The following is a 26,787-nucleotide window of genomic DNA, read 5'->3' as shown; positions in this document are numbered from 1 at the left end:
GAACTTATCACAAAAATAAAATCATAACTTTTTGATTTAATGATATTTTTCATTGTTTCTTATCGTAAGGCATACCATTCCTTATGTTTCAGAGGGTTAGCCATAGCACCCAAAATATCGGAAATCACATTGACCACAATAACCAGCGACCCAATGACCATCACGCCAGCGGAAATAGCGGCATAGTCCTGCTGACGAATGGCGTGAATTAACCATCGTCCCAGCCCAGGCCAGCTGAAAACCATTTCGGTAATCATCGCCAGCGTTAACATGGTTGAAAATTGCAGACCAAGACGGGGAATGACCGGCGGCAGCGCATTATGCAACACGTGACGGCGTAAAATCGTAAAGCGCGACAAGCCGCGCGTGGCCGCCGCTTTAACGTAGTTCTGATCGTAGACCTCAATAGTGCTGATTCGCATCAGGCGGATCACTTCTGTGGTCGGCGCGACGGAAAGCGTGAGCACCGGTAAAACCATATGCCGTATGGCGCTCATCACCATTTCATCACGCCACGGCGAATCTGAAATCCAGGCGTCAATGATGGCGAAACCGGTAACCGGTTTAACTTCATAAAGCAGGTCAAATCGCCCGGATACCGGCAGCCACCCTAGCGTGAGCGAAAAGAACAGTGTGAGCAGAAGCGCCAGCCAGAAAACCGGAATTGAGAAACCTAATAGCGCCAGCGCGCTGATAAAACGATCCGGCCATTTGCTACGCGTCACGCCAGCCAGCATCCCGACCGGGATGCCGACCATCAGCGCAAAACCAAAGGCGAGAATGCACAGCTCCATCGTGGCGGGAAACACCTCTTTAAGCTGTTCGGAGATCAGCTGGCCGTTAATGCTGGACACGCCAAAGTCCCAGTGCAGCAGACCGTTGAACCAGAAAACCCAGGCATTCCATAATGATGCGCCTTGTAGCGGCGCGTGCGGCGTAAAATAGCTCAGGCTAAAGCCGATAAAGGTCAGGAAGAATAGCGTCACCAGCAACAGCAATAACCGACGCAGGGTGAAGATAATCATGGTTTTTTCACCTCTTCGTGTTTTTCGCGGGAGACGCCGGCAAAAGACGCATTGCCGAACGGGCTTAACACCAGCCCTTTAATATCGTAGCGGTAAGCCTGCAGGCGTAGTGATGATGCCAGCGGCAGTATCGGCAGCTCTTTCTCCAGGATATTCTGCGCTTCCTCATATGCTTCTATGCGCGAAGCCAACTGCTGCGACGACAGTGCTTTACGCAGCACGCTGTCAAATTCAGGGTTACACCAGTGGGCGAAATTGGTTTGCGAATTGATGGCCGCACAGCTTAACAGTGGTCTGAAAAAGCTATCCGGATCGTTGCTGTCCGTGGCCCAGCCGGATAAGGTCAGATCGTGATTCATATCCATCAGGCGCGCCTCCTGAAAACGACCTTCAACCGGCACAATGACCACTTTTACGCCAACCTGCGCCATATCCGCCTGAATAAGCTCCGCCGTTTTTAGCGGACTTGGGTTCCAGGCCTGAGAACTGGTCGGCACCCAGAGATGCAGCGTAAGATTCTCAATGCCCAGCGCTTTTAGCTGTTCGCGCGATTTTTGCGGATTGTACTCCGTAATTTTGGCATCGTTATCGTAAGCCCATGAGGCTCTCGGTAAAATGGAGGCTGCGGTTTCCGCCGTGCCGTAATAAATCGACTGCATCAGACGCTGGTTGTTGATCGATAAGGCCAGCGCATGGCGCACTGCGGGATTATTCAACGGCGGCTTATCGGTGTTAAAGGCCAGATAGGCGATATTCATCCCCGGGCGCAACGTCAGGCGTAAACGCGGATCGTCGCGTAAAATAGTTAGCTGGCTGGCGGCGGGCCAGGCCAGAACATCGCATTCACCGGTCAGTAATTTCGATAAACGCCCGGTACCGCCGGAGCCTAAATCCACCACCACTTGCGGCATCAGCGGTTTGCCGCGCCAAAACCCATCGTGGCGCTGGAGACGAATAAACTGCCCGGCACGGTACTCCGAAAGCTGGAAAGGCCCGGTGCCGACCGGTTGGCGGTCTAGCAGTTCCTGACGATCTTTTCGGCTAAGCTGCGCGGCGTACTCAGCGGACATGACGGAAGCGTAGTGTGTGGCCAGATGCCATAAAAAGGAGGCGTCTGGCTGCGTCAGGCGAAACTCAACGGTGTTATTGTCCAGCTTACGCACGCTTTTTACATTGTCGGCGAACTGTAGGCTATCAAAGTAGGGGAAGCTACTGCCGTTGATGTTATGCCACGGATGCCGACGATCGAAAATCCGCTGAAAGGTAAAGACGACATCATCAGCATTGAGTTTTCGGGTCGGCGTAAACCAGGCTGTTTTTTGAAAGGAAACGTCGCGGCGCAGGTGAAAACGGTACGTTGCCCCGTTATCCAGCACTTCCCAGCTTTCTGCCAGCTCTGGGACTAAACGATAAGTATAGGGATCGACATCCAACAGGCGGTCATATAACTGGGCTGCCAGGGTATCGACGATGAGGCCGCTGCTCGCTTTTTGCGGATTAAAGGTGTTGACCTGCCCGCTGACACAATACACAAAGCCGCTATCGCGAATATCTGCACTCGCAGTTTGTTCGGGCGCAGTCGCAGCCGTAGCCTGACTACTCAGTAGACCCGCTATCACGATCAGAGACGATAAAACCAGGCGCATAATAGTTAAGTTTTTGAAGTTCAATTTGCAAAGTGTATCGCACTTCGGCCCGCCACGTAAAAATGTCGGTGGATAACTGGCGTAAATGTCGTCAATTAGCCGGAGAAATAGCTAAAGCTGATGCTTTTTAAGCAAGGCGCGAAACTGGTGGTAGGTGAGCGCCAGCAAATCGGCGGCTCGTTTCTGGTTAAATTTCGCCTGCTGTAAGCTACGTTGCAGCAGCGCTTTTTCCTGTTGCAGTTGAAACTCCCGCAAGTTGAGCGGCAGGTCAGGCGTGGCGGATGCCGCTGGCAGGGCGGGCGTGGGCGGTTCGGCGGGATGGCGTTGAAAAGGATCGATAACAATTTCATCCAAAGGATGTTCACTGCTGCCGTGGCGATACACTGAACGTTCGACTACGTTTTTCAGCTCGCGGACATTACCCGGCCAGGCGTAATGCAACAACGTTTCTTTTGCCCGATCGGTAAAACCGGGAAATAAGGGCAGACGTAGCTCACGACACATCTGAATAGCAAAATGCTCGGCCATCAGCATGATATCGCTCTGGCGTTCGCGCAGCGGCGGCAGTTGTACAACATCAAAAGCCAGCCTGTCGAGCAGATCGGCACGAAATGTCCCTTCCTTCACCATGGCGGGTAAATCGGCATTAGTGGCGCATACTAATCGCACATTAACCTGTAACGGCTGGCTGCCGCCGACGCGCTCTAGCTCGCCATATTCAATCACCCGCAGCAGCTTTTCCTGTACCAGCATCGGCGCTGTCGCCAGTTCATCCAAAAACAGCGTGCCGCCATCGGCGCGTTCAAAGCGACCGGGATGGCGTTTTTGCGCCCCGGTAAAAGCACCCGCTTCATGACCAAACAGTTCGGAGTCCAGCAGATTTTCGTTAAGCGCTGCGCAGTTAAGCGAGATAAGCGGCCCCTGCCAGCGTGAAGAGAGATAGTGCAGGCGATTGGCGATAAGTTCTTTACCCGTCCCGCGTTCGCCAATAATCAGCACTGGCTTATCCAGCGGCGCGAGCCGGGAGACTTGTTCCAGTACTTCAAGAAAACGGTTTGCCTCGCCGAGCAGGTTATCTTTAAATTCAGCCATGATGAAAATCGCCACTTGTTAGTGTTTTTCACCACTTTATCCTTTTTTGCTGGCGAGGTAAAACGAAATAATTCCTTTACTATCAGCGATATGAAAAGTTGGCACGCAAATTGTATTAATCATGTAGCAGGGCATCGCCCGTTATCAGAACATTATGTGAGGATTGAATTATGGGTATTTTTTCTCGTTTTGCCGACATCGTGAACGCCAATATCAATGCGTTGTTGGAAAAAGCGGAAGATCCGCAGAAGCTGGTGCGCCTGATGATTCAGGAGATGGAAGATACGCTGGTGGAGGTTCGCTCGAACTCCGCGCGTGCTTTAGCGGAAAAGAAACAGTTATCCCGTCGTATTGAACAGGCCACGACTCAGCAGACCGAGTGGCAGGAAAAAGCGGAACTGGCTCTGCGCAAAGATAAAGACGATCTGGCGCGCGCCGCATTGATTGAAAAACAAAAGCTGACCGATTTAATTGCTACGCTTGAACAGGAAGTCACGCTGGTGGATGACACGCTGGTGCGCATGAAGAAAGAGATTGGCGAGCTGGAAAACAAACTCAGCGAAACACGCGCTCGCCAGCAGGCGCTGATGCTGCGCCATCAGGCGGCAAGTTCTTCCCGCGATGTCCGTCGTCAGCTTGACAGCGGCAAACTGGATGAAGCCATGGCGCGGTTTGAATCCTTTGAACGTCGTATCGATCAAATGGAAGCGGAAGCGGAAAGCCATCGTTTTGGTAAGCAGCAATCGCTGGACCAACAGTTTGCCAACCTGAAAGCCGATGATGAAATCAGCGAGCAGCTGGCGCAGTTGAAAGCCAAAATGAAGCAAGATAATCAATAATGACAATGGCGGCGCCGGTACGCGCCGTCGCTCATCAGCTTTAGGTGTAAGGAGAACGCATGAGCGCGCTATTTCTGGCCATCCCGTTAACCATTTTTGTGTTGTTTGTGTTACCGATTTGGCTGTGGCTGCATTACAGCAACCGCGCCGGTCGGGGAGAACTGTCGCAAAGCGAGCAGCAACGCTTACTGCAACTCACAGACGACGCGCAACGTATGCGCGAGCGCATTCAGGCGCTGGAAGACATTCTTGATGCAGAGCATCCGAACTGGAGAGAGCGCTAATGGGTGGAATCAATCTGAATAAAAAACTATGGCGTATGCCGCAAAAGGGCATGGTACGTGGCGTTTGCGCCGGGATCGCCGACTACCTTGATGTACCGGTAAAACTGGTGCGTATTCTGGTCGTGCTGTCGATTTTCTTTGGGCTGGCGTTTTTTACCGTAGTGGCCTATATCGTTCTGTCTTTTGTACTGGACCCTATGCCGGATAATCTGGCCGCAGGCAAACCGCAGCCGACCAGCGGCGAACTGCTGGATACCGTAGACAGAGAGCTTGCCGCAGGCGAAAAGCGTTTGCGAGAAATGGAACGCTACGTCACGTCAGATACGTTCACATTGCGTAGTCGTTTCCGTCAACTGTAAGTGATATATCGGGAAGGTGAAGATGAATACTCGCTGGCAACGCGCCGGGCAGAAGGTGAAGCCCGGCTTCAAAATAGCAGGTAAGCTGGTTCTGTTGACCGCGTTACGCTACGGGCCTGCCGGCGTGGCGGGATGGGCGGTAAAATCCGTCGCCCGTCGTCCGCTAAAAATGTTGCTGGCGTTTGCGCTGGAGCCAGTACTTCGTAAGGCGGCGAATAAAATTTCGCAGCGTTACAAATAGCGAGTCTGGTCATAATATTTCGCAGCGTTACAAATAGCGAGTCTGGTCATAATATTTCGTTAAGCTCTGGCGTATAGTGTGTGCGAAATACATTACGTGTCAGGACGGAAGTATGTTGAAAAAAGGAATATTTGCGTTAGCGTTATTCGTAGCCATGCCGCTTTATGCCGCAGAATACTGGATAGATGTCCGCATTCCGGAACAATATCAGCGCGAGCATATTCAGGGCGCGATTAATATCCCATTGCAGGAGATTAAATCTCATATCGAAACGGTAGTTCCAGACAGGAACGATACGGTAAAGTTATATTGCAACTCCGGGCGACAGTCGGGCATGGCAAAACAAATGTTGCTTGATATGGGGTATACGCACGCGATGAATATGGGCGGTATCAGTCGTCTTGATATGCCGAAAGTAAAAAAATAGATAATCTATTGCTCAATACTCATACTAACCGCGGCGCTTAATGCGCCGTTGTTGATCTCTCCGGGTAGTTGATAATAACGTTTTTGCACATATCTATAACGCAGGCTCGTTATTATTTTTTCTTCTCTTCAGGCTCAACAGGATGTCAATGAAGCGACTTAAAACTGAACTCAACGCGCTGGTCAATCGTGGGGTAGACAGGCATTTGCGTCTTGCCGTAACCGGGTTGAGCCGCAGCGGTAAAACAGCGTTTATCACGGCGATGGTTAACCAGTTGCTTAATGTCCACGCGGGCGCGCGCTTACCGTTGCTCAGCGCGGTACGCGAAGAACGCCTGCTTGGCGTAAAGCGCGTGCCTCAACGTGATTTTGGTATTCCCCGTTTTACCTACGACGAGGGGATACTTCAGCTTTATGGCAATCCTCCCGCCTGGCCCACACCGACGCGCGGCGTGAGTGAGATTCGGCTGGCGTTGCGCTATCGCTCAAACGACTCGCTGCTGCGCCATTTTAAAGATACCTCGACATTGTATCTGGAGATTGTGGACTATCCAGGGGAATGGTTACTCGATCTGCCCATGCTGGCTCAGGATTATTTAAGCTGGTCCCGTCAGATGAACGGCTTGTTACAAGGACAACGCGCTGAGTGGGCCGCAAAATGGCGGCAACTTTGCGACGGGCTCGATCCGCTGGCGCCCGCCGATGAAAACCGGCTGGCGGAGATTGCCGCCGCCTGGACGGATTATTTGCATCAGTGTAAATCGCAGGGATTGCATTTTATTCAGCCTGGACGGTTTGTTTTGCCGGGCGATATGGCGGGTGCGCCAGCGTTGCAGTTTTTCCCGTGGCCGGATGTGGACGCCTTCGGCGAGTCAAAACTGGCGCAGGCGGATAAACAGACCAACGCTGGAATGCTGCGCGAACGCTTTAACTACTATTGCGAAAAAGTGGTCAAAGGGTTCTATAAAAATCATTTTCTACGCTTTGATCGCCAGATTGTACTGGTCGACTGTCTGCAACCGCTTAATAGCGGGCCGCAGGCGTTTAATGATATGCGTCTCGCTTTAACGCAGTTGATGCAAAGTTTTCACTATGGCCAGCGAACTCTGTTTCGCCGTTTGTTTTCGCCGGTGATTGATAAATTGCTGTTCGCCGCGACGAAAGCCGACCATGTCACCCTCGACCAACATGCCAATATGGTGGCCTTGCTCCAGCAGCTTATTCAGGATGCCTGGCAAAATGCCGCGTTTGAAGGCATTAGTATGGATTGCCTGGGGCTGGCGTCGGTACAGGCGACCACCAGCGGCGTGATTGAGGTCAACGGCGAAAAAATCCCGGCTTTACGTGGAAACCGTTTGAGTGACGGCGCGCCGTTAACCGTGTACCCCGGCGAAGTGCCTTCGCGTTTGCCGGGGCAAGCGTTTTGGGATAGTCAGGGTTTTCAGTTCGAAGCCTTTCGTCCACAGGTGATGGATGTTGATAAACCGTTACCGCATATTCGTCTGGACGCTGCGCTGGAGTTTTTAATAGGAGATAAGCTGCGATGAGCGAACCGTTAAAACCGCGTATTGATTTTGCAGAACCGCTAAAGGAGGAACCTACGTCGGCCTTCAAAGCGCAGCAAACTTTCAGCGAAGCGGAGTCGCGTACATTTGCGCCTGCAGCTATCGATGAGCGCCCGGAAGACGAAGGCGTGGCAGAAGCGGCGGTCGATGCCGCGCTGCGTCCCAAACGCAGTCTGTGGCGTAAAATGGTGATGGGAGGACTGGCGCTGTTTGGCGCGAGCGTGGTCGGGCAAGGCGTACAGTGGACAATGAATGCCTGGCAAACTCAGGACTGGGTCGCTTTAGGCGGCTGTGCCGCAGGCGCGCTGATCATTGGCGCTGGCGTGGGATCGGTGGTCACGGAGTGGCGGCGGTTATGGCGCTTGCGCCAGCGGGCGCATGAACGCGATGAAGCGCGTGAACTGTTACATAGCCATAGCGTCGGGAAAGGTCGCGCATTTTGCGAAAAACTGGCGCAGCAGGCGGGGATTGATCAATCACATCCGGCATTACAACGTTGGTATGCCGCTATTCACGAAACGCAAAACGACAGGGAAATCGTCGGTTTGTATGCGCATCTGGTACAGCCGGTACTTGACGCGCAGGCGCGACGTGAGATTAGCCGTTTCGCCGCGGAATCGACTCTGATGATCGCCGTCAGCCCGTTAGCGTTGGTGGATATGGCGTTTATTGCCTGGCGTAATTTACGCCTGATTAACCGTATCGCAACGCTATATGGCATTGAACTTGGTTATTACAGCCGCCTTCGTCTGTTCCGTCTGGTGTTGCTGAATATCGCATTCGCGGGAGCCAGTGAGCTGGTGCGTGAAGTCGGTATGGACTGGATGTCTCAGGATCTGGCCGCACGCCTGTCCACGCGCGCGGCGCAGGGGATTGGCGCAGGTCTCCTTACCGCTCGACTGGGAATAAAAGCGATGGAGCTATGTCGACCATTGCCGTGGATCGACAACGATAAACCACGTCTCGGTGATTTTCGTCGTCAGCTTATCGGTCAGCTAAAAGAGACGCTGCAAAAGAGTAAGTCGTCGCCTGAGAAATGACCTTTCACATGGCGCTGACGGCCTGGCTTTACGCCGCAGCGCCCGTTTTTCCGCCATGCTGTCAATATTTGTTGACAGAATCCTTCCTGCCAGCCGAATAGTGTCTTATCATCTATTTAATGGTTCATTATTCAGGTGAAGGTTCCCATGCGTCTGGAAGTCTTTTGTGAAGACCGACTTGGTCTGACCCGCGAATTACTTGATTTACTGGTGTTACGTAGCATTGATTTACGCGGAATCGAGATTGATCCCATTGGGCGAATTTATCTTAATTTTGCTGAGCTGGAATTCACCGACTTTAGCAGCCTGATGGCCGAAATCCGCCGTATTTCCGGCGTAACGGATGTCCGTACCGTTCCCTGGATGCCGTCCGAACGTGAACATCTGGCCCTGAGCGCGCTGCTTGAGGCGTTGCCGGAGCCGGTGCTCTCATTGGATATGAAGAGTAAAGTGGAGATGGCAAACCCGGCGAGTTGTCAGCTTTTTGCCCAGAGCCAGGAGCGAATGCGGCACCATACCGCCGCACAATTAATCAACGGCTTCAATTTTCAGCGCTGGCTGGACGGTAACCCGCAAAGCTCCCATAACGAACATGTCGTAATCAACGGGCAAAACTTCCTGATGGAGATTACGCCGGTACATTTACAAAACGAAAATGACGAATACGTGTTGACCGGGGCGGTCGTGATGTTGCGTTCCACGATTCGTATGGGGCAGCAGCTACAGAATTTGTCCACGCAGGATCTGAGCGCGTTTAGTCAGATTATTGCCGTGAGCGCAAAGATGAAGCACGTCGTTGAGCAGGCGCGCAAACTGGCGATGCTCAGCGCGCCGCTGCTGATTACCGGCGATACGGGAACCGGCAAAGATCTTTTCGCCTATGCCTGTCATCAGGCAAGCCCTCGTTCAGCGAAACCGTATCTGGCGCTCAACTGCGCTTCAATCCCGGAAGATGCGGTAGAAAGCGAACTATTTGGCCATGCGCCGGAAGGTAAAAAAGGCTTTTTTGAACAGGCGAATGGCGGCTCGGTGCTGCTGGATGAAATTGGCGAAATGTCGCCGCGTATGCAGGCGAAGCTGCTACGTTTTCTCAATGATGGTACGTTCCGTCGCGTCGGCGAAGATCACGAAATTCATGTTGATGTCCGCGTTATCTGCGCCACGCAGAAAAATCTGGTGGAGCTGGTGCAAAAAGGACTGTTCCGCGAAGATCTCTATTATCGACTTAACGTTCTGACGCTTAATTTGCCACCGTTGCGCGATTGCCCGCAGGATATTATGCCGTTGACCGAACTGTTCGTGGCGCGTTTTGCCGACGAACAGGGCGTTCCGCGACCGAAACTGTCTGCCGATCTGAGTACGGTTCTCACTCGTTACGGCTGGCCGGGTAACGTTCGCCAGCTTAAAAATGCGATTTACCGGGCGCTGACGCAACTGGAAGGGTATGAGCTGCGTCCGCAGGATATCCTGCTGCCTGACTACGATGCCGCGACGGTGGCAGTCGGCGAGGATGCGATGGAAGGTTCGCTGGATGACATTACCAGTCGTTTTGAACGTTCTGTCCTTACTCAGCTTTATCGTAGCTATCCGAGTACGCGTAAACTGGCGAAACGGTTGGGGGTATCGCACACTGCGATTGCCAATAAGCTGCGTGAATATGGTCTGAGCCAGAAGAAGGGTGAAGAGTAGAAAAAAAGAAGGCCTCCGGATAGAGGCCTTCTTGTGACAAAAGAGCATCGCCTGTAGCACTGACAAACGTAGCGCCAGCAGGCGCTGGCTTATGCCTTCAGGACATTAAGCGCGGCGTCGTAATCCGGCTCGTGGGTGATTTCATCCACCAACTGGCTGAAAATAACGTTGTCGTTTTCGTCAAGCACGATGACTGCGCGCGCCGCCAAACCTTTCAGCGGGCCGTCAACGATTTCGACGCCGTAGTTTTTCAGAAACTCGTTATTACGCAGAGTGGAAAGCGTAATAACGTTGCTCAGGCCTTCCGCGCCGCAAAAACGCGACTGTGCAAAAGGCAGGTCAGCAGAAACGCACAATACGACGGTATTCTCCACTTCTGTGGCCAGTTGATTAAACTTACGAACTGATGCGGCGCATACGCCAGTATCAATGCTTGGGAAAATATTCAGCACTTTGCGTTTGCCTGCATATTGGCTGAGGGAAACGTCAGACAAATCTTTTGCGACAAGAGTAAAAGCCTGTGCTTTGCTACCAGCCTGCGGAATAACGTTGGCAACGGTGACCGGGTTACCCTGGAAATGTACAGTCTGTGACATAATTATGTTCCTATTTACTTATAGCTAACGTCGAAATCCAGTTTAAGTCATTATTCATTAACACGGCAAATACTATTTGTAGCAAGCCGCGTCCGGCGCTATCAGAGGGGAAGAGATGAGATCTGTTAAGGTATATGAGGAAACCTGGCCGTTACATACGCCTTTTGTTATTGCGCGTGGTAGCCGAAGCGAAGCGCATGTTGTCGTTGTCGAACTGGAGGAAGAGGGCGTAAAAGGCATCGGGGAATGTACGCCATATCCACGTTATGGTGAAAGTGATGCCTCGGTCATGGCGCAAATCATGAGTATTGTGCCTCAGTTGGAAAACGGGCTGACTCGCGAAGCATTGCAGAAACTGTTGCCGGCAGGCGCGGCGCGCAACGCGGTGGATAGCGCCTTATGGGATTTGCAAGCCCGCCAGCGGCAGCAAAGCCTTGCCGGGCTGCTCGGCGTGACGCTGGCCCCGGTTTTTACTACCGCGCAAACGGTAGTGATAGGCACGCCGGAACAGATGGCTGCCAGTGCGGCGGCACTATGGGAAAAAGGGGCGACGTTGCTGAAAATCAAACTCGATGCTCGTCTGATTAGCGAACGTATGGTGGCGATCCGCTCGGCGGTGCCGGAGGCGACGCTCATTGTGGACGCCAATGAATCGTGGCGTCCGGAGGGGCTGGCGGCGCGTTGCCAGTTACTGGCGGATCTGAATGTCGCGATGCTGGAGCAACCGCTGCCCGCGCAGGATGACGCCGCCCTGGAAAATTTTATTCATCCGTTGCCCATCTGTGCAGATGAGAGCTGCCATACTCGCAGTAGTCTGAAAGCCCTGACGGGGCGCTACGATATGATCAACATTAAGCTGGATAAAACCGGCGGTCTGACCGAGGCGCTGGCGCTGGCAACGGAGGCGCGGGAGCAAGGATTCGGCCTGATGCTGGGCTGTATGCTCTGTACATCAAGAGCGATTAGCGCCGCGCTGCCGCTTATGCCGCAGGTGAGCTTCGCCGATCTTGATGGCCCAACATGGCTGGCGGTTGATGTTGAGCCCGCGCTACGCTTTACGACGGGTCAACTCCATCTTTAGGATGCCAGCGGAGCAGATTCGACATCGCCAGCAAGTATTTTTCGCTGGCTTCATCGGCGGAAACAGGGGGAAACTCGGCGGTAATGCAGTGCAGGTTGAGGTCGGCGCACCAGCTGCCAAACGAACCGGGCGTTTCGTAACCTACGCTGGTCACCAGCGGCAACGCAAAAGCATCGGCCAGCCACTCGCCTAGCTCGCTGCGACGTGGATCTTCAATGCAGGCTAGCGGATCGTGAAAAGAGACGACCCAGGCGGGTTGGAGTCGATGAATTAACTGGCAAAGCGCCTGGGTTTCCGGTTCTGATCCGGGATGGTCGCCGGTTAGCAGCACGACATCACGCTCTTGCGCGCGGCTATTCCAGCGATAAACTGTCTCACCCGCTTTCCAGTTGGCGGCGGGAAAGTTACGGTTTAGATCAATGCCATTCGCATTTGCCCTTAACCCCAGTTGACAGCCATCAGGATTAACGGCAAGTACGACATGATGACGGCGAAGGGTTGGATTTAAGGTGCGTAACGCACAGGAGAGCGTCACCACGGATGAGGTTTCATCTCCGTGGGTGCCAGCCAGTATCAGGCCGCTTTCGCGATTGGCGGCAGGCGCCGGAAACCAGATTAGCGGCGCGCCTAGTAGCGAACGTCCATAATGTTCAGTGCCTGGCGGAAATGCGCCGCGCTCGGCACGGGGGCGGGTGACAGTCATACGCGTTTCCCGAAGCTGAGACCAGTAGGGTAATCATCGTAGTGTTGTGTAAAACCCGCCGATTATCAAATGGTTTCTATTTACCCTCTTGTATGGCGCGATATCAACTTTCTGGCGGAAGATAATTGCATTTCTTTCTGCTGAAACAAATAATTACGTTGTCATTTAACTCATCTTTGAGGAACTTCTATGAGGCATTCTGTTTCAGTAACCTGTTGTGCGCTGTTGGTTAGCAGCTTTTCCCTGGCATATGCTGCGGATGTTCCCGGCGGAACGGTACTGGCAGAGAAACAAGAACTGGTGCGTCATATCAAAGATGAGCCCGCTTCGTTAGATCCAGCGAAAGCCGTTGGGCTGCCTGAAATTCAGGTGATCCGCGATCTGTTTGAAGGGCTGGTTAACCAGAACGAAAAGGGTGAAATTATCCCTGGCGTCGCCAGCCAGTGGAAGAGCAATGATAATCGTATCTGGACGTTTACGTTGCGGGATGATGCGCAATGGGCCGATGGAACGCCGGTGACCGCCCAGGATTTTGTCTATAGCTGGCAACGCCTCGTTGATCCCAAAACGCTTTCCCCCTTCGCCTGGTTTGCCGCTCTGGCTGGCATCACTAATGCGCAAGCCATTATCGACGGTAAAGTCACGCCGGATCAGCTTGGCGTCAGTGCCGTGGACGCGCACACTTTGCGTGTTCAGCTTGACAAGCCGTTGCCCTGGTTTGCCAGTCTGACCGCCAGTTTTGCCTTTTATCCGGTCCAAAAAGCGAATGTTGAAAGCGGCAAAGACTGGATGAAGCCGGGAAAACTGATTGGCAATGGCGCGTATGTTCTTAAAGAGCGCGTGGTAAATGAAAAACTGGTGGTCGTGCCTAATACGCATTACTGGGATAACGCGAAAACGGTACTGCAAAAAGTGACATTTTTACCCATTAACCAGGAGTCGGCTGCGACGAAACGTTATCTTGCCGGTGATATTGATATCACCGAATCTTTCCCTAAAAATATGTACCAGAAATTATTGAAGGATATTCCAGGGCAAGTTTATACGCCGCCGCAATTAGGGACTTATTATTATGCGTTTAATACGCAGAAAGGGCCGACGGCGGATTCCCGCGTTCGTCTGGCGCTAAGTATGACCATTGATCGCCGTTTGATGGCGGAAAAAGTCTTAGGTACCGGTGAAAAACCGGCCTGGCATTTTACACCGGATGTTACGGCAGGATTTAAGCCCGATCCTTCACCGTTTGAACAAATGAGCCAGGAAGAACTTAACGCCCAGGCGAAAACATTGCTGCGTGCAGCAGGCTACGGATCGCAGAAGCCGCTTAAATTAACTCTGCTTTACAATACCTCAGAAAACCATCAGAAAATCGCGATTGCGGTGGCGTCAATGTGGAAGAAAAATCTGGGGGTGGATGTGAAATTGCAAAACCAGGAGTGGAAAACGTATATCGACAGCCGTAATACCGGTAATTTTGATGTTATTCGCGCCTCCTGGGTGGGTGATTACAACGAACCGTCGACTTTCTTATCCTTATTAACGTCCACGCATACGGGGAATATTTCACGCTTTACTAATCCGACTTATGACAAAATCCTGACGCAAGCGACGATGGAAAATACCGCCGAAGCACGTAACGCGGATTACAATGCAGCGGAGAAAATTTTAACGGAACAAGCGCCTATAGCGCCTATTTATCAGTATACCAATGGCCGGTTAATTAAACCGTGGGTAAAGGGATACCCCATTACTAACCCGGAAGATGTGGCCTATAGCCGTACGATGTATATTGTGAAGCACTGATGCGTACTGGTTTCTTGTTAACTCAAGGTAGCCACGCCCGCCGCCTGATGCTGGCAAAAGGCATGGGGATTAAGCGAGCGCCTGATGCCGCCGTTCTCATTGCTGTGTTTTCAGCCAGGCGGCAATATCCTGTGTCGGCAGATGATGTTGTGCATTCCAGGTGTCACTCATCGGCCACCACATACCGTCACCACGCGCGAAGGCGACGCGATAGCGCAGCATTGGGTCATGCGGATGTAAACGGAGCTGCTCCTGTAAGTCAGGTAGCGTCAATACGCCTCGGGTAAAAGTTTGCTGCGTCACGCGTTCGACCGTTTCCGCCAGTTTTGCATAAGAGGTCGTTTCCCCCGCGACAAAGACGACTTCGTTAGTGATACGCGGCTGATGCAGATAAATTTCAGTGGTCAGGCGACCAATATCCGCAGGCGACGTGACGGTGACCTGCATTTCCCATCCGCCGAGGGCATTGATGGTTTTTTGGTCTAAGTTGACCACATCAAAGGCCGGTTCGAAGAGAAAAGAGGTAAATAAACCGGTTGAAACAATCACCCACTCTGTGACGTTTTGCTCGCGCAAAAGCGTCCTGACGTCATACTGTTCGTCCCACACCGGCTGGCCGCTGCCTTTGCCGACCACATCGTAATTCACGCCAAACTGCCAGGGAAAATAGCGCTTAACGCCCGCCTCCAGTACCGCGCGGGTGATTTTTATCTGGGTACCCGCACCGGCGACAAACCCCATACAATTGATGATCGTATCAAAACCGTGGAATTGATCTTTTAACGCTGCAACCGAACTGTCTGCGATGTCGACCGGGATAAACCGCGCACCGGCATCCGCCAGTTGTTGATGAATGCTGGAACGTCGTTTGCTCTGTTTATCCCTGGATCGCCCTGACACAATAACGCAAACGGAACCATTACGCTGTGTGACCGCCGGAACCAACGACGCCAGCACTGACGCCCCCAGTTGTCCCGCGCCCAGCACCAATACTTTTTCACCCACCTGATTATTGGATTGTTTCATTTGCACCTCTCTGTGTTGATTCACCTGTAGATAGAGATTACGTCAGGGATCTGCGTTCGATAAGACGCCGAAGACGGGTTAGACTGTTCTGATAAATGGGATAATTGGCGGGGAAAAAATGGACAAGCTGGAAGCGATGCAGGTCTATGTTTGCGTGGTGGATACCCATAGTTTTATCAGAGCCGCCGAAGTGCTGGGCGTGCCGCGCTCAACGGTATCGCGGGTGGTTAAAGAACTGGAATCCTGGCTTAAGATTCAACTTTTGCAACGTACAACTCGCAAACTTAGTGTGACCGCAGAGGGGCGGCGTTACTACGAAGAGTGCAAAAGAGTGCTGGCAGATATCGCGGCCATGGAGTCGTCATTTCCCGGCCGGGCGGCACAACCCAAAGGGCGTTTTAAAGTGGGGATGCCGCAATCTCTCGCCCGGCATTGCATTATTCCTACGCTCCCGGCCTTTTTGCGCCAGTATCCGGAGCTGGAACTGATACTTTGTTCCAGCGATAGCGTGGAGGATATTATCCTTCAAGGGTATGACTGTGTGATTCGGGCCGGCAGGATCGATGATTCCACCACGCTGGTTGCCCGTCCGCTCGCCAGTTTTAACTGGGTGATAGCAGCATCGCCCACTTACATTGAGCGTTACGGTAGTCCTGAAAATTTAGATGATCTGCAAAAACACCATGCGGTCGGCTACCTGAACCACCGCACCGGGCGTACCACCGACTGGTTTTTTACGCGTGAGGGGGAGGATTACGCGATGCGGGTGCAGGAGACGCTGGTTGTCGATGATACGGACGCTTATATTCAGGCCGGAATACAGGGGCTGGGGTTAATTCGCGTCGCCAGCTATCTGGTTGCGCCGTATCTGCACAGCGGGGCGCTGGTGACCTGCATGGACAACCATTCTTACGATTTGCCGCTTGCGCTGGTCTATCCGCAAAACAGGTTTCTGCCGCCTGCGGTACGCGCTTTTTATGACTGGTGCAAAACGGCGCTGAGCCAGTCGGAGCCTCTTCGCTAAAAAATATTATTCCGGATATCGCATTGCCTGTTCAGAAAACTTTTCCACAGACGGTCAAAATGACGGTACTGGTTTTGACGCATAAGAAAAAGGCATTATCAAACAGGGGGCTACACGGCGAGGATATAGCAAGCACTGAACGTTTGGATGCAATAAAAAATCTGTACAACTGTTATTAATGAACTTTTTGTATAAATATAATCGGATTTAACAATACTCATTGTACCTGTATTTTGCTCTTATCATGGCGTCTTTACGACGAAAGGGTGCTTTAGCGTGGAATATTCAATATTAAGTAACAACCTTAAAATGCCTATGGTGGGTTTTGGCGTTTTTAAGGTAACCGACAAAGAAGAATGTCAGCAGTCAGTGTTAAGCGCTATTCGCAGCGGTTATCGTCTTATCGATACCGCTGCGGTATACGGCAATGAAGATGCCGTTGGTGACGCTGTTCGTGAAGCCATCGCGACAGGTCTGTGTACCCGTGAGGAGTTATTTATTACTTCTAAACTGTGGGTGCAAGATATGGCTAACTACGATCTGGCCAAAGCAGGTATTGAAGCGTCGCTGAAAAAATCCGGGTTAGATTATTTTGATCTCTATTTATTGCATCAGGCAATGGGCGATTATTTTAGCGCGTGGCGCGCGCTGGAAGACGCTTATGAAGCCGGTAAACTAAAAGCCATTGGCGTGTCCAACTTCTATGCGCATGTGTTAGCCAACTTCTGTGAAACCGTCAGAATTACGCCAATGGTAAACCAGGTCGAATTGCATCCATACTTTGCACAACCCGCCGCGCTGGAAACCATGAAGCATTATAACGTTCAGCCTGAAGCGTGGGCGCCGTTAGGCGGCGGGAGACATAAACCGTATGAAAATGTCATGCTTCAAAGGATTGCCGATGCCCATCAAAAAACCATCGCGCAGGTTGTCCTGCGTTGGAACGTGCAGCGTGGCGTCACGGTTATTCCTAAATCCACTCGACAGGAACGCATTGAAGAGAACTTTGCCATCTGGGATTTCTCACTAACGGATAACGAAATGGCTCAAATCAACGCCCTTGATTTAGGCTACGTTGGCGAAGCGGTGAAGCATTTTAATCCTGAATTTGTTCGCGGTTGTCTTGGCGTTAAAATCCACGATTGATCCCGGCGCTTGCGGATGTTTTCTCGCATGAACAGCTTCTAACACGGTTGCCGGAGCGTAGACGGCAACCGTGTGATATTCGCCTGGCCGTCAGGCGCCGAAGGCACCATCGATGGTGTGCATCGCGCCGGTGACGAAAGAGGCTTCCGGGCCGGCAAGCCATGCCACCATTCCAGCCACTTCTTCAGGTCTTCCGTGTCGTTTGATTGCCATGAAACTGTGCATCAGCTCTTTCATGGGGCCATCTTCCGGATTGATGTCGGTATCAATCGGGCCTGGCTGCACCACATTTATTGTAATCCCGCGGGGGCCAAAATCACGGGCCAGGCCGCGCGCCAGCCCTTGCAGGGCTGATTTACTGGCGGCGTACGCGGCCATTCCCGGTACGGGCATCCGATCGCCATTCACGGAACCGATAATAATAATGCGTCCACCTTCCGGCATGTTGCGGGCTGCTTCGACTGACGCATGGTAAGGCGCATGGATATTAATACGGAACAAACGATCTATCGCATCGCTATCTTGTTCCAGCGCATCGCCGAAGAGAGCCACGCCCGCATTGACGACCAGAATATCCAGTGGTCCGTACTCACGCACGAGGCTGATGACGGCATCCCGATCGGCGCTATCCGTCTGGATGGCGGTGCTTCCGGTTTCCGCTGCCAGTTTTTCGGCGGCTTCACGCGATCCGGCGTAGCTGAAAACGACCGATGCGCCGTCAGCGCTAAAGCGTCGTACAATAGCCGCGCCGATACCACGACTTCCCCCTAAAACCAGTACAGATTTGTTGCGAAATAGCATCATCAGGATGTCCTTTATGATATTGTAGTAACCACTACAATATGCGTAATGAAATCATGCCGTCAAGGAGTTATGTAGTAATGACTACAAAACATAGCCGAACGCCGGGTCGCCCTCGCCAGTTCGATCCGGAGCAAGCCATTGAAACCGCTCAACACTTATTTCATTCGCGCGGATACGACGCGGTGAGCGTAGCGGATCTGACAAAAGCGTTCGGGATCAATCCTCCCAGTTTCTATGCGGCGTTTGGCAGCAAGCTGGGGTTGTATACTCGCGTATTAAAGCGTTACAGGATGACCGACGCGATTCCGCTCGGGGCGCTTCTGCGTCACGATCGCCCGACCGCGAAGTGCCTTATCGATGTGCTGATGGAAGCGGCAAGACGTTACGCTGCCGATCCTGATGCCACCGGATGTCTGGTTCTGGAGGGCGCTCATTGTAACGATAAACTGGCACGAGAGGCCGCCTGCGAGTTTTACATCGCTGCTGAAAACCTGATTCGCACTTATGTCGCCATGCGGTATCCGCAAGAGGCTGACCGGACGACGGACTTTATGGGGACGCTAATGGCGGGGCTTTCCGCCAAGGCGCGAGCGGGGTATAGCCTGGAGCGTCTTCAGGAGAGCGTGCTTCTGGCTGGGGATGTGCTGGAGCGATTACTGCCGGATTAACGCAGCGCATCAAAAAACCTGAGCCAGTCAGATACGGACAAACAGGGAGCAATAGCCCTAATCATCCATCTTGCCGTTGCGGTATTCGGTAAAGTACATCAAAAATAGAGGTGTCAGGGAAACAAGAAATGCAAAAGTGTAGTCTTATTACGGTACTTAGCTTATCAGTGTTGATGCTAGCCGGATGTACAACGACCTATACCATGACGACCCGGACGGGAGAGATTATTGAAACGCAGGGTAAGCCGGAGGTTGACACCGCAACCGGAATGACGAAATACGCTGATGTTTATGGTTATCATCGCGTTATTAAAACCAGTGAAATAGTGCAGACGACAGAAGGCGCATCGAAGCTGGACTGGTAATGCGCTAAAGCAGTTGGGAGGCCGTGTCCAGTATGGGTACCGGACGGTTTCTGGGCCTGAATTGAATAGAGCGCCTGTATAGCCGAATTCCGGGTATCGGCTTGATTTGTGTTGTCAGTTATTTGGTTGTTCCCTGTATAGTGAAGATAAACAGTACTCATGGCTAACGGTCTGTTTTGGATTGCTAACTATCCCGGATTCTGCGCGTTTTATTTAGTCACAACCGTGGTTAAGAATATTTTGGGTCAGACTTACACGCCGGGTATTAAGATAATCCGTCGCATAGAGAGCTTGATCGGCATCATTCGGTTCAAGAAGAAACGGCGTGACTTTAGGTATGAGATCAGCAAAGAGGTTATATTGATCCACAGAGGCAAAATGCTGGGTAGCGCTGGCCCAGGGCATTCGCATCAGCTCTGCGTAAGAAGGGGATAGTTGAACAGGCAAATCAAATTCTTTCAGATTAGCAAGCATCTCCTTACTCATATAAAATGTGACCCTGTTTCGCGAAAAGGTGTTAAGCACTGCCTTCAGTCGTTTAACTTTTGCTTCTTTACTCATGCTATTATCGAAAAAACGTGGTGAAAGCATAATAGCAATCGATGCATTTGATGAAATAACATTATGTAGTGGTTTCAGGGCTACAACAATCTGATCGTTTGTGAAGATACGCTGCGTACCAGAAGAGGTAGTATAGTTTCCACCCAGCCAGATCACATAATCCGTTGTTTTGAGGGGAAGCGCTTTTTCCGGTATATTACCCCTGTCAGGTGCCACTGTTTCAATTGCTAGTGAGTCTTGTCCCCAGACATTATTTACTTTAGAACTCAAAAAATTATATTCTGAAATGTTCCTTAGTTTTAGTAGAGTTATCTGCGAGCGGGTAAAAAAGAGATTGAATCTCACTTTGTTCTGCAATTGCCGAAGTAATCTGAGCGTGTTCTGATCGATCAGATGAGTATAAAGACCAACCGTTTTTCCGGAAAGTATTGCTGAGGCATTGTTCGCAAGAAGCATCTCTTTTATAGCTCCTTGCCCAATAATCAGTACGCAACGGTATTTTTCTGGTCTGATTTTATCTATGGGGATATCGGTAAGATTGACCAGGTCAGGAGTGCCATGCCGCCAATTATCATGAATGACTGTGGCTCCGGAGGCGTCTCCTCCGGCTCCCCTGGTGATAATAAGAGGAGGGTGGGTACTGGCATGTGCGATATACGAAAAACACGCTACCATTGCTAGCGTTGTGTTTCTGATGGTTGTATACATATCGTCTGCCCTGATTTCGAAAATATGAATAATGTCTCCCCTTATAATGTACATCAAAAAGAGAGCATTTTAATTAAACGTTATCTCAACGAGATAAAAGGTTAGCACAGTAAAATATAGAGAGAATGTAATCATACCAACATTGTAAATGTGGGAGCATGAAGGCCACGCAAGCCGCCCGGCCAGCATACTCCCATTAATAGTTAAAGTATGGACTTTGCTTTTACCGTAAACTGTAGCCAATATTACCTGATCACTACACCGTACAGTACTGTCAGTAATCTGTCTCCGGTGTCGCGTGCACGCAATTTATTTTTTTCAATTCTTTCAAAACGTTAACTATATTAATAGTCACTTATTTTACCAGAATCAATACTGAGAGTTTTATTACCGTTCTGAAAAGAGAAGACTTTTCAGATGAAATGCGTGGATGGTACGAAGTCATTACAGTACAGGGATGTAATAATAAAGATCGACAATGGATTCATTATTCTGTTGCTTTTGGACGGATGCCAAATGGAAGTATTCAATATCTTCTCCTTCTCTCCTGATAAGATTCAGTTTTGGCAATATACACATATATATTGTATTGGAAAATTGTTGATATTGTTCCTTATGACCAACGAAATGGAATTTTGCATATTTACCACATTTTATTACCCTCGACATGGGGATTTTGCCTCCATCGACGGAATTATGTTCCATACCAAAAAAACTGCTTACGGCGATGACCTGGTCTTTGGTATTATCCGGCTTAAAAGACGAGAGACAATACACATTTTCGCCCCACGTTCTGAGCGTCTCATGAATGATTTTCCATTTTATAGGCGACACTTTTTTAGGAAGGTCATTTGTTGCGATCTGATGAGATGTTTGAAATCCGAAAATTTCTTTTGACGTAAGCTGACAAATTTCGAACTGATAATGCTCATCACAGTCAAGCCAGTAGGGAGGCCGTAGGTTTCTGAGATCCCAGAAATCAGCCTTGCGATAGTTATTGGGATTGACGCCAAATGTTTTTTTGAACTCTCGACTATAGGACTGCACTGAATCAAACCCCATTCTGAACGCGATATCTGTGACCGACTGAGAGGTCAGCTTTAGCAGAGTGGCGCTTCTGCTCAACTTGCGTTGTCTGATATATTTTCCGATAGAGACGCCACACTTTTCTTTAAAAAAATCCTGCAAACTCCTTCGCGAATAACCTGTTATAACAACCAGCTTTTCAATATCAATCCTCTCTTCAAGATTTTTTTCTATTTGCTCTAATACTGAGATTATTATGGCTTTTTTCATCATCATTCCTCTTTATTGAAGCCGAAAATATAAACATTTAAGGTGTTTTACATACTGTGTTATTAAACCAGTGGGGGGTTGTTAGCTTTTCTGGCAAAACAAGAAAGATTTAAATTGCTTGACGTTTCTGAATAAACTTTACACTTGGAGATCGGCTTTTGCCAGTAAAGCTAAGTAATTGGCATGGCGAAGGGTATAATTTCACAGGCGGTTAAAATGATTGAATAATCCTGAATTTTTAGCCCGTGAGATTATAAATCTCATAATTATTTCTAATGATTTAATAAAAGGGATGAATTGTTTTGTACTTCAAAAAATCTTTATTAGCTTTAGCGATTTGTGCATCCGTGGTCTCAGTAGAGGCGGTGGCGAATATCAGAGCCAATGATATGGCTTCTTCTGCTACGCCTGCTTCTGTTGGTCACCGTCCTGTGGCAACTACTAATGCAAAAAAGATAGAAGTGTCTGGGGAACTGACGACCGGTTCAACCCTCCAGATAGCGGATGTTTTTATTGAGGATGAGGATGGGGATCCCTTATCGCTGGATAAAATGAATAATGCCGACAATATTAAATGGTATCTGGTGGATAATGAGGCCGCCGATCCTTCTGGAACCCCGGCGGCAACCGGGACGGCTTTTACCATTCCTGCTGATGCAGGCGGTAAAAAAATTAAAATCGTTTACCGGATTAAGACGGCAACGGGGACGCCGGATAGTGCATTCTTGCCTGCCACTGTCTTATTAACTTCTGCATCTTCTGGGGTGAGCGGCGACTCCGCCGCAGACGGTACAATTTCTAATAAGCTACGTTCTGTCACTATCAATGTGGTGAATGAAAGTGGTAAACCGACTGATGAACTCAACGGTACCAATGACGCCAACACTCCAGTGGTAGGCGGCACCCTTGAAGCGGTACTGGAATGTGCCGCCACAGCGGCGGCTGAGTGTGAGGTCAGTAATTATAACTTTACCTGGCAGATGGCGGATGCCGGGACACCAGATAAGTTCACCGATCTGAATAATACCAACGCTGAAAAGCATAAATATATTATTAAGGGAACTGAGCAGAATAAACTGTTCCGTGTCCACGTTACGCCTAAAACGACGAAAGCCACGCCGGAGAATAAACGCGCTATCCGTCGCTGATGGTTATCGCCAAATAAACATCTTATTTAAATACTCCCTCTGCCAGGCAGGGGGATATAGCAGGAGACAATAAAGTGGTTTTTTCTAAAAAACCCATTACTAAATATATAACCTGGGCCATTGTTACCAGTCAGATTCCACTGCCGGTCATCGCTGATAGCGATAATGAAATTCAGTCATGGATTGCAGGGACGGCATCGTCTATTTCTCCGCATCTGCAGGAGGGGACGCTGGAGGATTATGCCAAAGGAAAAATAAAGGCATTACCAGGGCAAGCCGCTAATCATCTGGTGAACGAGGGGATGAAGAGCGCTTTTCCGGAGATTATTTTCCGTGGTGGCGTCAATCTTGAAGATGGCGCGAAATATCGCTCATCAGAGTTCGATATGTTTATTCCCGTCCAGGAAACAACATCGTCTTTACTCTTTGGCCAGCTTGGCTTTCGCGACCACGACAGCAGCAGTTTCGATGGCCGCACCTATGTTAACGTTGGTATGGGTTACCGCCAGGAGGTCAATGGATGGCTGCTCGGCGTCAATACGTTTCTGGATGCCGACATCCGTTATTCCCACTTACGTGGCGGCATTGGCGGGGAAGTTTATAAAGACAGTCTGGCCTTTTCCGGCAACTATTATTTCCCTCTCACCGGCTGGAAAACGTCAGCAGCGCATGAATTACATGATGAGCGTCCGGCATATGGCTTTGATCTGCGAACAAAAGGCACGCTTCCCGATTTTCCCTGGTTCAGTGGCGAGCTCACATATGAACAGTATTACGGGGATAAAGTTGATCTATTGGGTAACGGTACATTAAGCCGGAATCCCCGCGCCGCAGGTGCGGCTCTGGTCTGGAATCCTGTCCCCTTGCTTGAGGTCAGAGCAGGATATCGGGACGCCGGTAACGGCGGCTCGCAGGCAGAGGGCGGTCTGAGAGTCAACTATTCCTTCGGTACGCCGTTACATGAACAGCTTGATTACCGCAACGTTGGTGCGCCGTCAAATACGACTAATCGGCGTGCCTTTGTCGATCGTAATTACGATATCGTCATGGCGTATCGGGAGCAGGCCAGTAAAATCCGCATTACGGCAATGCCGGTGTCAGGCCTGTCCGGGACGCTGGTGACATTAATGGCGACGGTAGATAGCCGTTACCCGATTGAGAAAGTTGAGTGGTCGGGTGATGCGGAACTTCTCGCCGGACTTCAGCTTCAGGGGAGTTTGGGCAGCGGCCTTATCCTTCCTCAACTTCCGCTGACGGCGACCGACGGTCAGGAGTATAGCCTTTATTTAACGGTGACTGACAGTCGGGGTACTCGCGTGACCTCCGAGCGTATCCCGGTAAGGGTGACACAGGATGAGACCAGTTTCCGTTCATGGATAAATGTTATCAATGACGATGTTCAGGTTGAGGACGGCAACTTTGTTATCAGTACGCCGCTTCCTGCCGGAGAAGAGGGGAAGGTTATTGAGTGGCACTACGTGCGCGAGCGTTCTGAAGAGGAGTGGGCATCGCTCAAACCACGTCATATTAAGTATCAATCAGATACGCCGGGTCTGGCATTTAAAGCGCTCGGTGGTAGAGAGCGTGACGGCCATTGGGTTGAACGGGTTCTGGTGACCCATATCGGCGATGATGCCCGCTCGCTCAAATTACATATTGAAGCAAGCGGACCAGACGATAAACATCCGGTGAAGGGTACCGTACTACTACAAGCGCAGTCAGACAGTATTGCGCAGAAGGTCACTTCTGTGGAGGTGCTTTTTACGCCGGGTACTGAAGAAGCCAACGGAAGCGTTACTGCGCCAGTCGTCGGAACAGAAATGCGAGCCAGAACGCTTTGTGTAAATAACACGGACTGTACTGATGCGTTTAATTATCAGTGGGAAATCTCGGATGAAATGAAATCCTGGCAATCCGTACCGGGGGCGACAAAGGCCACCTGGCTTCTTCCTTATAGTCTTAATGGGGAATCGCTTCAGAATAAATATATCCGGGTCAGAATTATTTCTGATAAAGAAAATGCCAAGAGTTCTACCGCAGCATCTGATGCGAATTAATGTTTTAAAAAGGATCAACAGTGTGTATGTCGAAACATAATCTTATTATCTATAGCCTGCTTCTGGCGGCTGTGCCGATAAGCGTCTTGGCGGATTCGTCGACAACGTCCGCGGCAACCGTCGGGATGTTTTCTCCACCTACGGCGCCGAGCGTTGGGCACAGGCCTGGAACACCTCGTGATACCTACGAATTGCAGTTTAATGGACTTGGCTTTTCTATTGAAAAGTATACACCTTTTCCGGGAATGACTATTGCGAGGAATGCCAGAAATGTAGGCATCAGAGACCCGGATAATAACTATCAGTCTGCGGAAACTTTTACTACAGTATGTACGTATTATCAGATCAATAAAGATAACTCTCAGCATATACTTAAACGTGAAAAGCCATGTGAGCATAAATTTAATATCCAAAAGGAACATCGGGGTTCAAAGATTAAACTAGAAATTTATAATGAAACGGATATGGCTTCAGCGTCAGGGTACACGCCTGTGCCATCGGTATCTGAGTTCCAGTATATTGAAACAGAAACTATATCTAATACGCCAAGCCCAGATTTAACAGTTATGAGTATAGATAAGTCTGTATTATCGCCGGGTGAAAGTGCCACCATCACAACTATTGTTAAGGATATCGACGGGAATCCTGTAAATGAAGTTCACATTAATAAGACTGTAGCGCGTGAAAATTTAAAAGGCTTATGGGATTATGGCCCTCTTAAGAAAGAAAATGTTCCAGGTAAATATACACAAGTTATAACCTATCGTGGGCATAGTAATGAACGTATTGACATATCTTTTGAATATGCAATGAGTTTCACGAAAGAAATTTCCATCAGAGGAAGACTATAAAACTATATTAATTATTATGTCTAATATAATTCTTTTTATCACCATCATCTTATTATGGATGTTCACCTGGTTTTTTAGCGGATTGCTAAATAATTATTATGGCTAAAATAATACAAACGTTAAAAGGAGAAGTTTTTATGACACCAGCAACAACACAAGATTATATCTCATTGGGTCAGGAACACGCTGTCACCTTTGGCAAAACGCAACTGACCCTCAAACCCGGTATACTGGCTAAAGGGGAACCATTACCCTGTACAAAGGGGCTGGTGAGCCATAATTTATTACCGGGTTACTGTATCCCGGGGATAAAAAAGCGGATTATTGTCGTCCCGTCACTGGATACGCCGGTTTGTGAATGGCAGGTAAAAGACTATAGTGACCGCCTTAAATCAGCGGGTAGCCACTCAAACCGGGCGGTATATGTGCTGAGTATGGATACGCCATTTGCTCAGGCCCGTTTTATTCGGGAACATGATATTCATCCCGGCATAATTTTTGTTTCTGACTACGCTTGCCGCCAGTTTTTGGATAATTCCGGGCTGAAAATTAATGAGCTCAGTATTTTTGCCAGAGCGTTGATAGAGTGCGATGAAAACAATGTGGTTACGCGTGTTAGTGTACCACGAGATATCACTCATCTTCCTGTTTACTAATCACTTATATCAGCACCGCCCCTGCACAGAGAACCGAATAACCGGCAATGCAGGGGCGCTGTAGTGCCCCCACATTTAACACATATAC

At 50.1% G+C, this 26,787-nt stretch carries 27 protein-coding genes; 18 read left to right on the top strand and 9 right to left on the bottom strand.

Translation table 11 applies throughout. The features are described from left to right. Positions 1 to 59 precede the first annotated feature (59 nt). The 3 genes from sapB to pspF form a co-directional block, all read right to left on the bottom strand. Positions 60 to 1,025 (bottom strand): peptide ABC transporter permease SapB, encoded by a 966-nt coding sequence (gene sapB, locus ACLJZ5_RS02085; RefSeq protein WP_000583298.1) that lies wholly within the window; start codon positions 1,023 to 1,025, stop codon positions 60 to 62. Continuing rightward, on the bottom strand, positions 1,022 to 2,671 hold the full coding sequence (sapA, locus tag ACLJZ5_RS02080) for a peptide ABC transporter substrate-binding protein SapA (RefSeq protein ID WP_001241629.1): 1,650 nt from the start codon (positions 2,669 to 2,671) through the stop codon (positions 1,022 to 1,024). Before sapA ends, sapB begins: the two co-directional genes overlap by 4 nt. Positions 2,672 to 2,782: 111 nt before the next feature. Continuing rightward, a complete protein-coding gene (pspF, locus tag ACLJZ5_RS02075) occupies positions 2,783 to 3,763 on the bottom strand; it encodes a phage shock protein operon transcriptional activator (RefSeq protein WP_023198592.1) in 981 nt (326 codons plus the stop codon). Positions 3,764 to 3,933: 170 nt separating this feature from the next. Between pspF and pspA the strand changes: the two genes are divergently transcribed. From pspA to tyrR, 8 genes are all read left to right on the top strand, one after another. Then, a complete protein-coding gene (gene pspA / locus ACLJZ5_RS02070) occupies positions 3,934 to 4,602 on the top strand; it encodes a phage shock protein PspA (RefSeq protein WP_024797901.1) in 669 nt (222 codons plus the stop codon). A gap of 59 nt (positions 4,603 to 4,661) precedes the next feature. After that, positions 4,662 to 4,886 (top strand): envelope stress response membrane protein PspB, encoded by a 225-nt coding sequence (pspB, locus tag ACLJZ5_RS02065; protein ID WP_001274953.1) that lies wholly within the window; start codon positions 4,662 to 4,664, stop codon positions 4,884 to 4,886. After that, entirely contained in the window at positions 4,886 to 5,245 is a 360-nt protein-coding gene (gene pspC, locus ACLJZ5_RS02060; protein ID WP_000508938.1) for an envelope stress response membrane protein PspC, read from the top strand. The genes pspB and pspC overlap by 1 nt, the downstream gene beginning before the upstream one ends. A gap of 22 nt (positions 5,246 to 5,267) precedes the next feature. Next, positions 5,268 to 5,486: a phage shock protein PspD gene (gene pspD / locus ACLJZ5_RS02055; protein ID WP_001097607.1), complete on the top strand. Its 219-nt coding sequence runs from the start codon at positions 5,268 to 5,270 to the stop codon at positions 5,484 to 5,486. A gap of 112 nt (positions 5,487 to 5,598) precedes the next feature. Further along, on the top strand, positions 5,599 to 5,913 hold the full coding sequence (pspE, locus tag ACLJZ5_RS02050; protein WP_001615721.1) for a thiosulfate sulfurtransferase PspE: 315 nt from the start codon (positions 5,599 to 5,601) through the stop codon (positions 5,911 to 5,913). A gap of 148 nt (positions 5,914 to 6,061) precedes the next feature. Then, complete coding sequence (locus ACLJZ5_RS02045; RefSeq protein ID WP_000825860.1) at positions 6,062 to 7,459, top strand: YcjX family protein; 1,398 nt, start codon at positions 6,062 to 6,064, stop codon at positions 7,457 to 7,459. Then, positions 7,456 to 8,517 (top strand): YcjF family protein, encoded by a 1,062-nt coding sequence (locus ACLJZ5_RS02040; RefSeq protein ID WP_001294463.1) that lies wholly within the window; start codon positions 7,456 to 7,458, stop codon positions 8,515 to 8,517. The genes ACLJZ5_RS02045 and ACLJZ5_RS02040 overlap by 4 nt, the downstream gene beginning before the upstream one ends. A gap of 147 nt (positions 8,518 to 8,664) precedes the next feature. Continuing rightward, positions 8,665 to 10,206, top strand: a complete 1,542-nt coding sequence (tyrR, locus tag ACLJZ5_RS02035) for a transcriptional regulator TyrR (protein WP_001235493.1) — start codon at positions 8,665 to 8,667, stop codon at positions 10,204 to 10,206. An 89-nt stretch (positions 10,207 to 10,295) separates the two neighbouring features. Here the strand turns inward: tyrR and tpx are convergent, their stop codons facing one another. Further along, entirely contained in the window at positions 10,296 to 10,802 is a 507-nt protein-coding gene (gene tpx / locus ACLJZ5_RS02030) for a thiol peroxidase (RefSeq protein WP_000084401.1), read from the bottom strand. Between the two features lie 115 nt (positions 10,803 to 10,917). Here tpx and ycjG point away from each other — a divergent pair, with 115 nt between their 5' ends. After that, the gene (ycjG, locus tag ACLJZ5_RS02025; protein WP_001258073.1) at positions 10,918 to 11,883 is read left to right on the top strand and encodes an L-Ala-D/L-Glu epimerase; all 966 of its coding nucleotides are present in this window, start codon (positions 10,918 to 10,920) and stop codon (positions 11,881 to 11,883) included. Here the strand turns inward: ycjG and mpaA are convergent. Next, positions 11,858 to 12,586 carry a murein tripeptide amidase MpaA gene (gene mpaA / locus ACLJZ5_RS02020; protein ID WP_000219108.1) on the bottom strand — a complete coding sequence of 243 codons (729 nt, stop codon included), beginning with the start codon at positions 12,584 to 12,586 and terminating at the stop codon, positions 11,858 to 11,860. The genes ycjG and mpaA overlap by 26 nt on opposite strands. Before the next feature lie 189 nt (positions 12,587 to 12,775). On the opposite strand from mpaA, the gene ACLJZ5_RS02015 reads away from it, so the two are divergent. Continuing rightward, positions 12,776 to 14,389: an ABC transporter substrate-binding protein gene (locus tag ACLJZ5_RS02015; protein ID WP_001216553.1), complete on the top strand. Its 1,614-nt coding sequence runs from the start codon at positions 12,776 to 12,778 to the stop codon at positions 14,387 to 14,389. Between the two features lie 96 nt (positions 14,390 to 14,485). Here ACLJZ5_RS02015 and ACLJZ5_RS02010 read toward each other — a convergent pair whose 3' ends face one another. After that, a complete protein-coding gene (locus tag ACLJZ5_RS02010; RefSeq protein ID WP_024797902.1) occupies positions 14,486 to 15,415 on the bottom strand; it encodes an aromatic alcohol reductase in 930 nt (309 codons plus the stop codon). Between the two features lie 118 nt (positions 15,416 to 15,533). Here ACLJZ5_RS02010 and ACLJZ5_RS02005 point away from each other — a divergent pair, with 118 nt between their 5' ends. Both ACLJZ5_RS02005 and ACLJZ5_RS02000 read left to right on the top strand, forming a co-directional pair. Next, entirely contained in the window at positions 15,534 to 16,439 is a 906-nt protein-coding gene (locus ACLJZ5_RS02005; protein ID WP_023202503.1) for a LysR family transcriptional regulator, read from the top strand. Positions 16,440 to 16,715: 276 nt separating this feature from the next. Then, the gene (locus tag ACLJZ5_RS02000) at positions 16,716 to 17,585 is read left to right on the top strand and encodes an aldo/keto reductase (protein WP_000456775.1); all 870 of its coding nucleotides are present in this window, start codon (positions 16,716 to 16,718) and stop codon (positions 17,583 to 17,585) included. 90 nt (positions 17,586 to 17,675) lie between these two features. On the opposite strand, the gene bdcA is transcribed toward ACLJZ5_RS02000, so the two are convergent. Next, on the bottom strand, positions 17,676 to 18,389 hold the full coding sequence (gene bdcA / locus ACLJZ5_RS01995) for an SDR family oxidoreductase (protein ID WP_000979084.1): 714 nt from the start codon (positions 18,387 to 18,389) through the stop codon (positions 17,676 to 17,678). A gap of 77 nt (positions 18,390 to 18,466) precedes the next feature. Between bdcA and ACLJZ5_RS01990 the strand changes: the two genes are divergently transcribed. Together ACLJZ5_RS01990 and ACLJZ5_RS01985 are read left to right on the top strand one after the other, a co-directional pair. Then, positions 18,467 to 19,057 carry a TetR/AcrR family transcriptional regulator gene (locus tag ACLJZ5_RS01990; RefSeq protein WP_024797903.1) on the top strand — a complete coding sequence of 197 codons (591 nt, stop codon included), beginning with the start codon at positions 18,467 to 18,469 and terminating at the stop codon, positions 19,055 to 19,057. Between the two features lie 128 nt (positions 19,058 to 19,185). After that, entirely contained in the window at positions 19,186 to 19,422 is a 237-nt protein-coding gene (locus tag ACLJZ5_RS01985; RefSeq protein WP_001168017.1) for a YgdI/YgdR family lipoprotein, read from the top strand. Between the two features lie 213 nt (positions 19,423 to 19,635). Here ACLJZ5_RS01985 and ACLJZ5_RS01980 read toward each other — a convergent pair whose 3' ends face one another. Together ACLJZ5_RS01980 and ACLJZ5_RS01975 are read right to left on the bottom strand one after the other, a co-directional pair. Next, positions 19,636 to 20,745 carry a hypothetical protein gene (locus ACLJZ5_RS01980; protein WP_024797904.1) on the bottom strand — a complete coding sequence of 370 codons (1,110 nt, stop codon included), beginning with the start codon at positions 20,743 to 20,745 and terminating at the stop codon, positions 19,636 to 19,638. Positions 20,746 to 21,135: 390 nt separating this feature from the next. Then, positions 21,136 to 21,993: a GyrI-like domain-containing protein gene (locus ACLJZ5_RS01975; protein ID WP_077914041.1), complete on the bottom strand. Its 858-nt coding sequence runs from the start codon at positions 21,991 to 21,993 to the stop codon at positions 21,136 to 21,138. 296 nt (positions 21,994 to 22,289) lie between these two features. Here ACLJZ5_RS01975 and zirU point away from each other — a divergent pair, with 296 nt between their 5' ends. From zirU to ACLJZ5_RS01955, 4 genes are all read left to right on the top strand, one after another. After that, a complete protein-coding gene (zirU, locus tag ACLJZ5_RS01970) occupies positions 22,290 to 23,135 on the top strand; it encodes a two-partner-like secretion system exoprotein ZirU (RefSeq protein ID WP_024797906.1) in 846 nt (281 codons plus the stop codon). A gap of 74 nt (positions 23,136 to 23,209) precedes the next feature. After that, the gene (zirT, locus tag ACLJZ5_RS01965; RefSeq protein ID WP_024797907.1) at positions 23,210 to 25,192 is read left to right on the top strand and encodes a two-partner secretion translocator ZirT; all 1,983 of its coding nucleotides are present in this window, start codon (positions 23,210 to 23,212) and stop codon (positions 25,190 to 25,192) included. Between the two features lie 20 nt (positions 25,193 to 25,212). Continuing rightward, positions 25,213 to 26,043 (top strand): two-partner-like secretion system exoprotein ZirS, encoded by an 831-nt coding sequence (zirS, locus tag ACLJZ5_RS01960; RefSeq protein WP_077914040.1) that lies wholly within the window; start codon positions 25,213 to 25,215, stop codon positions 26,041 to 26,043. A 98-nt stretch (positions 26,044 to 26,141) separates the two neighbouring features. Beyond that, positions 26,142 to 26,699 carry a redoxin family protein gene (locus ACLJZ5_RS01955; RefSeq protein ID WP_077914039.1) on the top strand — a complete coding sequence of 186 codons (558 nt, stop codon included), beginning with the start codon at positions 26,142 to 26,144 and terminating at the stop codon, positions 26,697 to 26,699. Positions 26,700 to 26,787 lie beyond the last annotated feature (88 nt).

Origin of the sequence: Salmonella sp. 5800, from assembly GCF_046558195.1 — a bacterium.
Taxonomy (GTDB): Bacteria; Pseudomonadota; Gammaproteobacteria; order Enterobacterales; family Enterobacteriaceae; genus Salmonella; species Salmonella enterica.
This window is presented reverse-complemented; position numbering and strand designations above follow the sequence as displayed.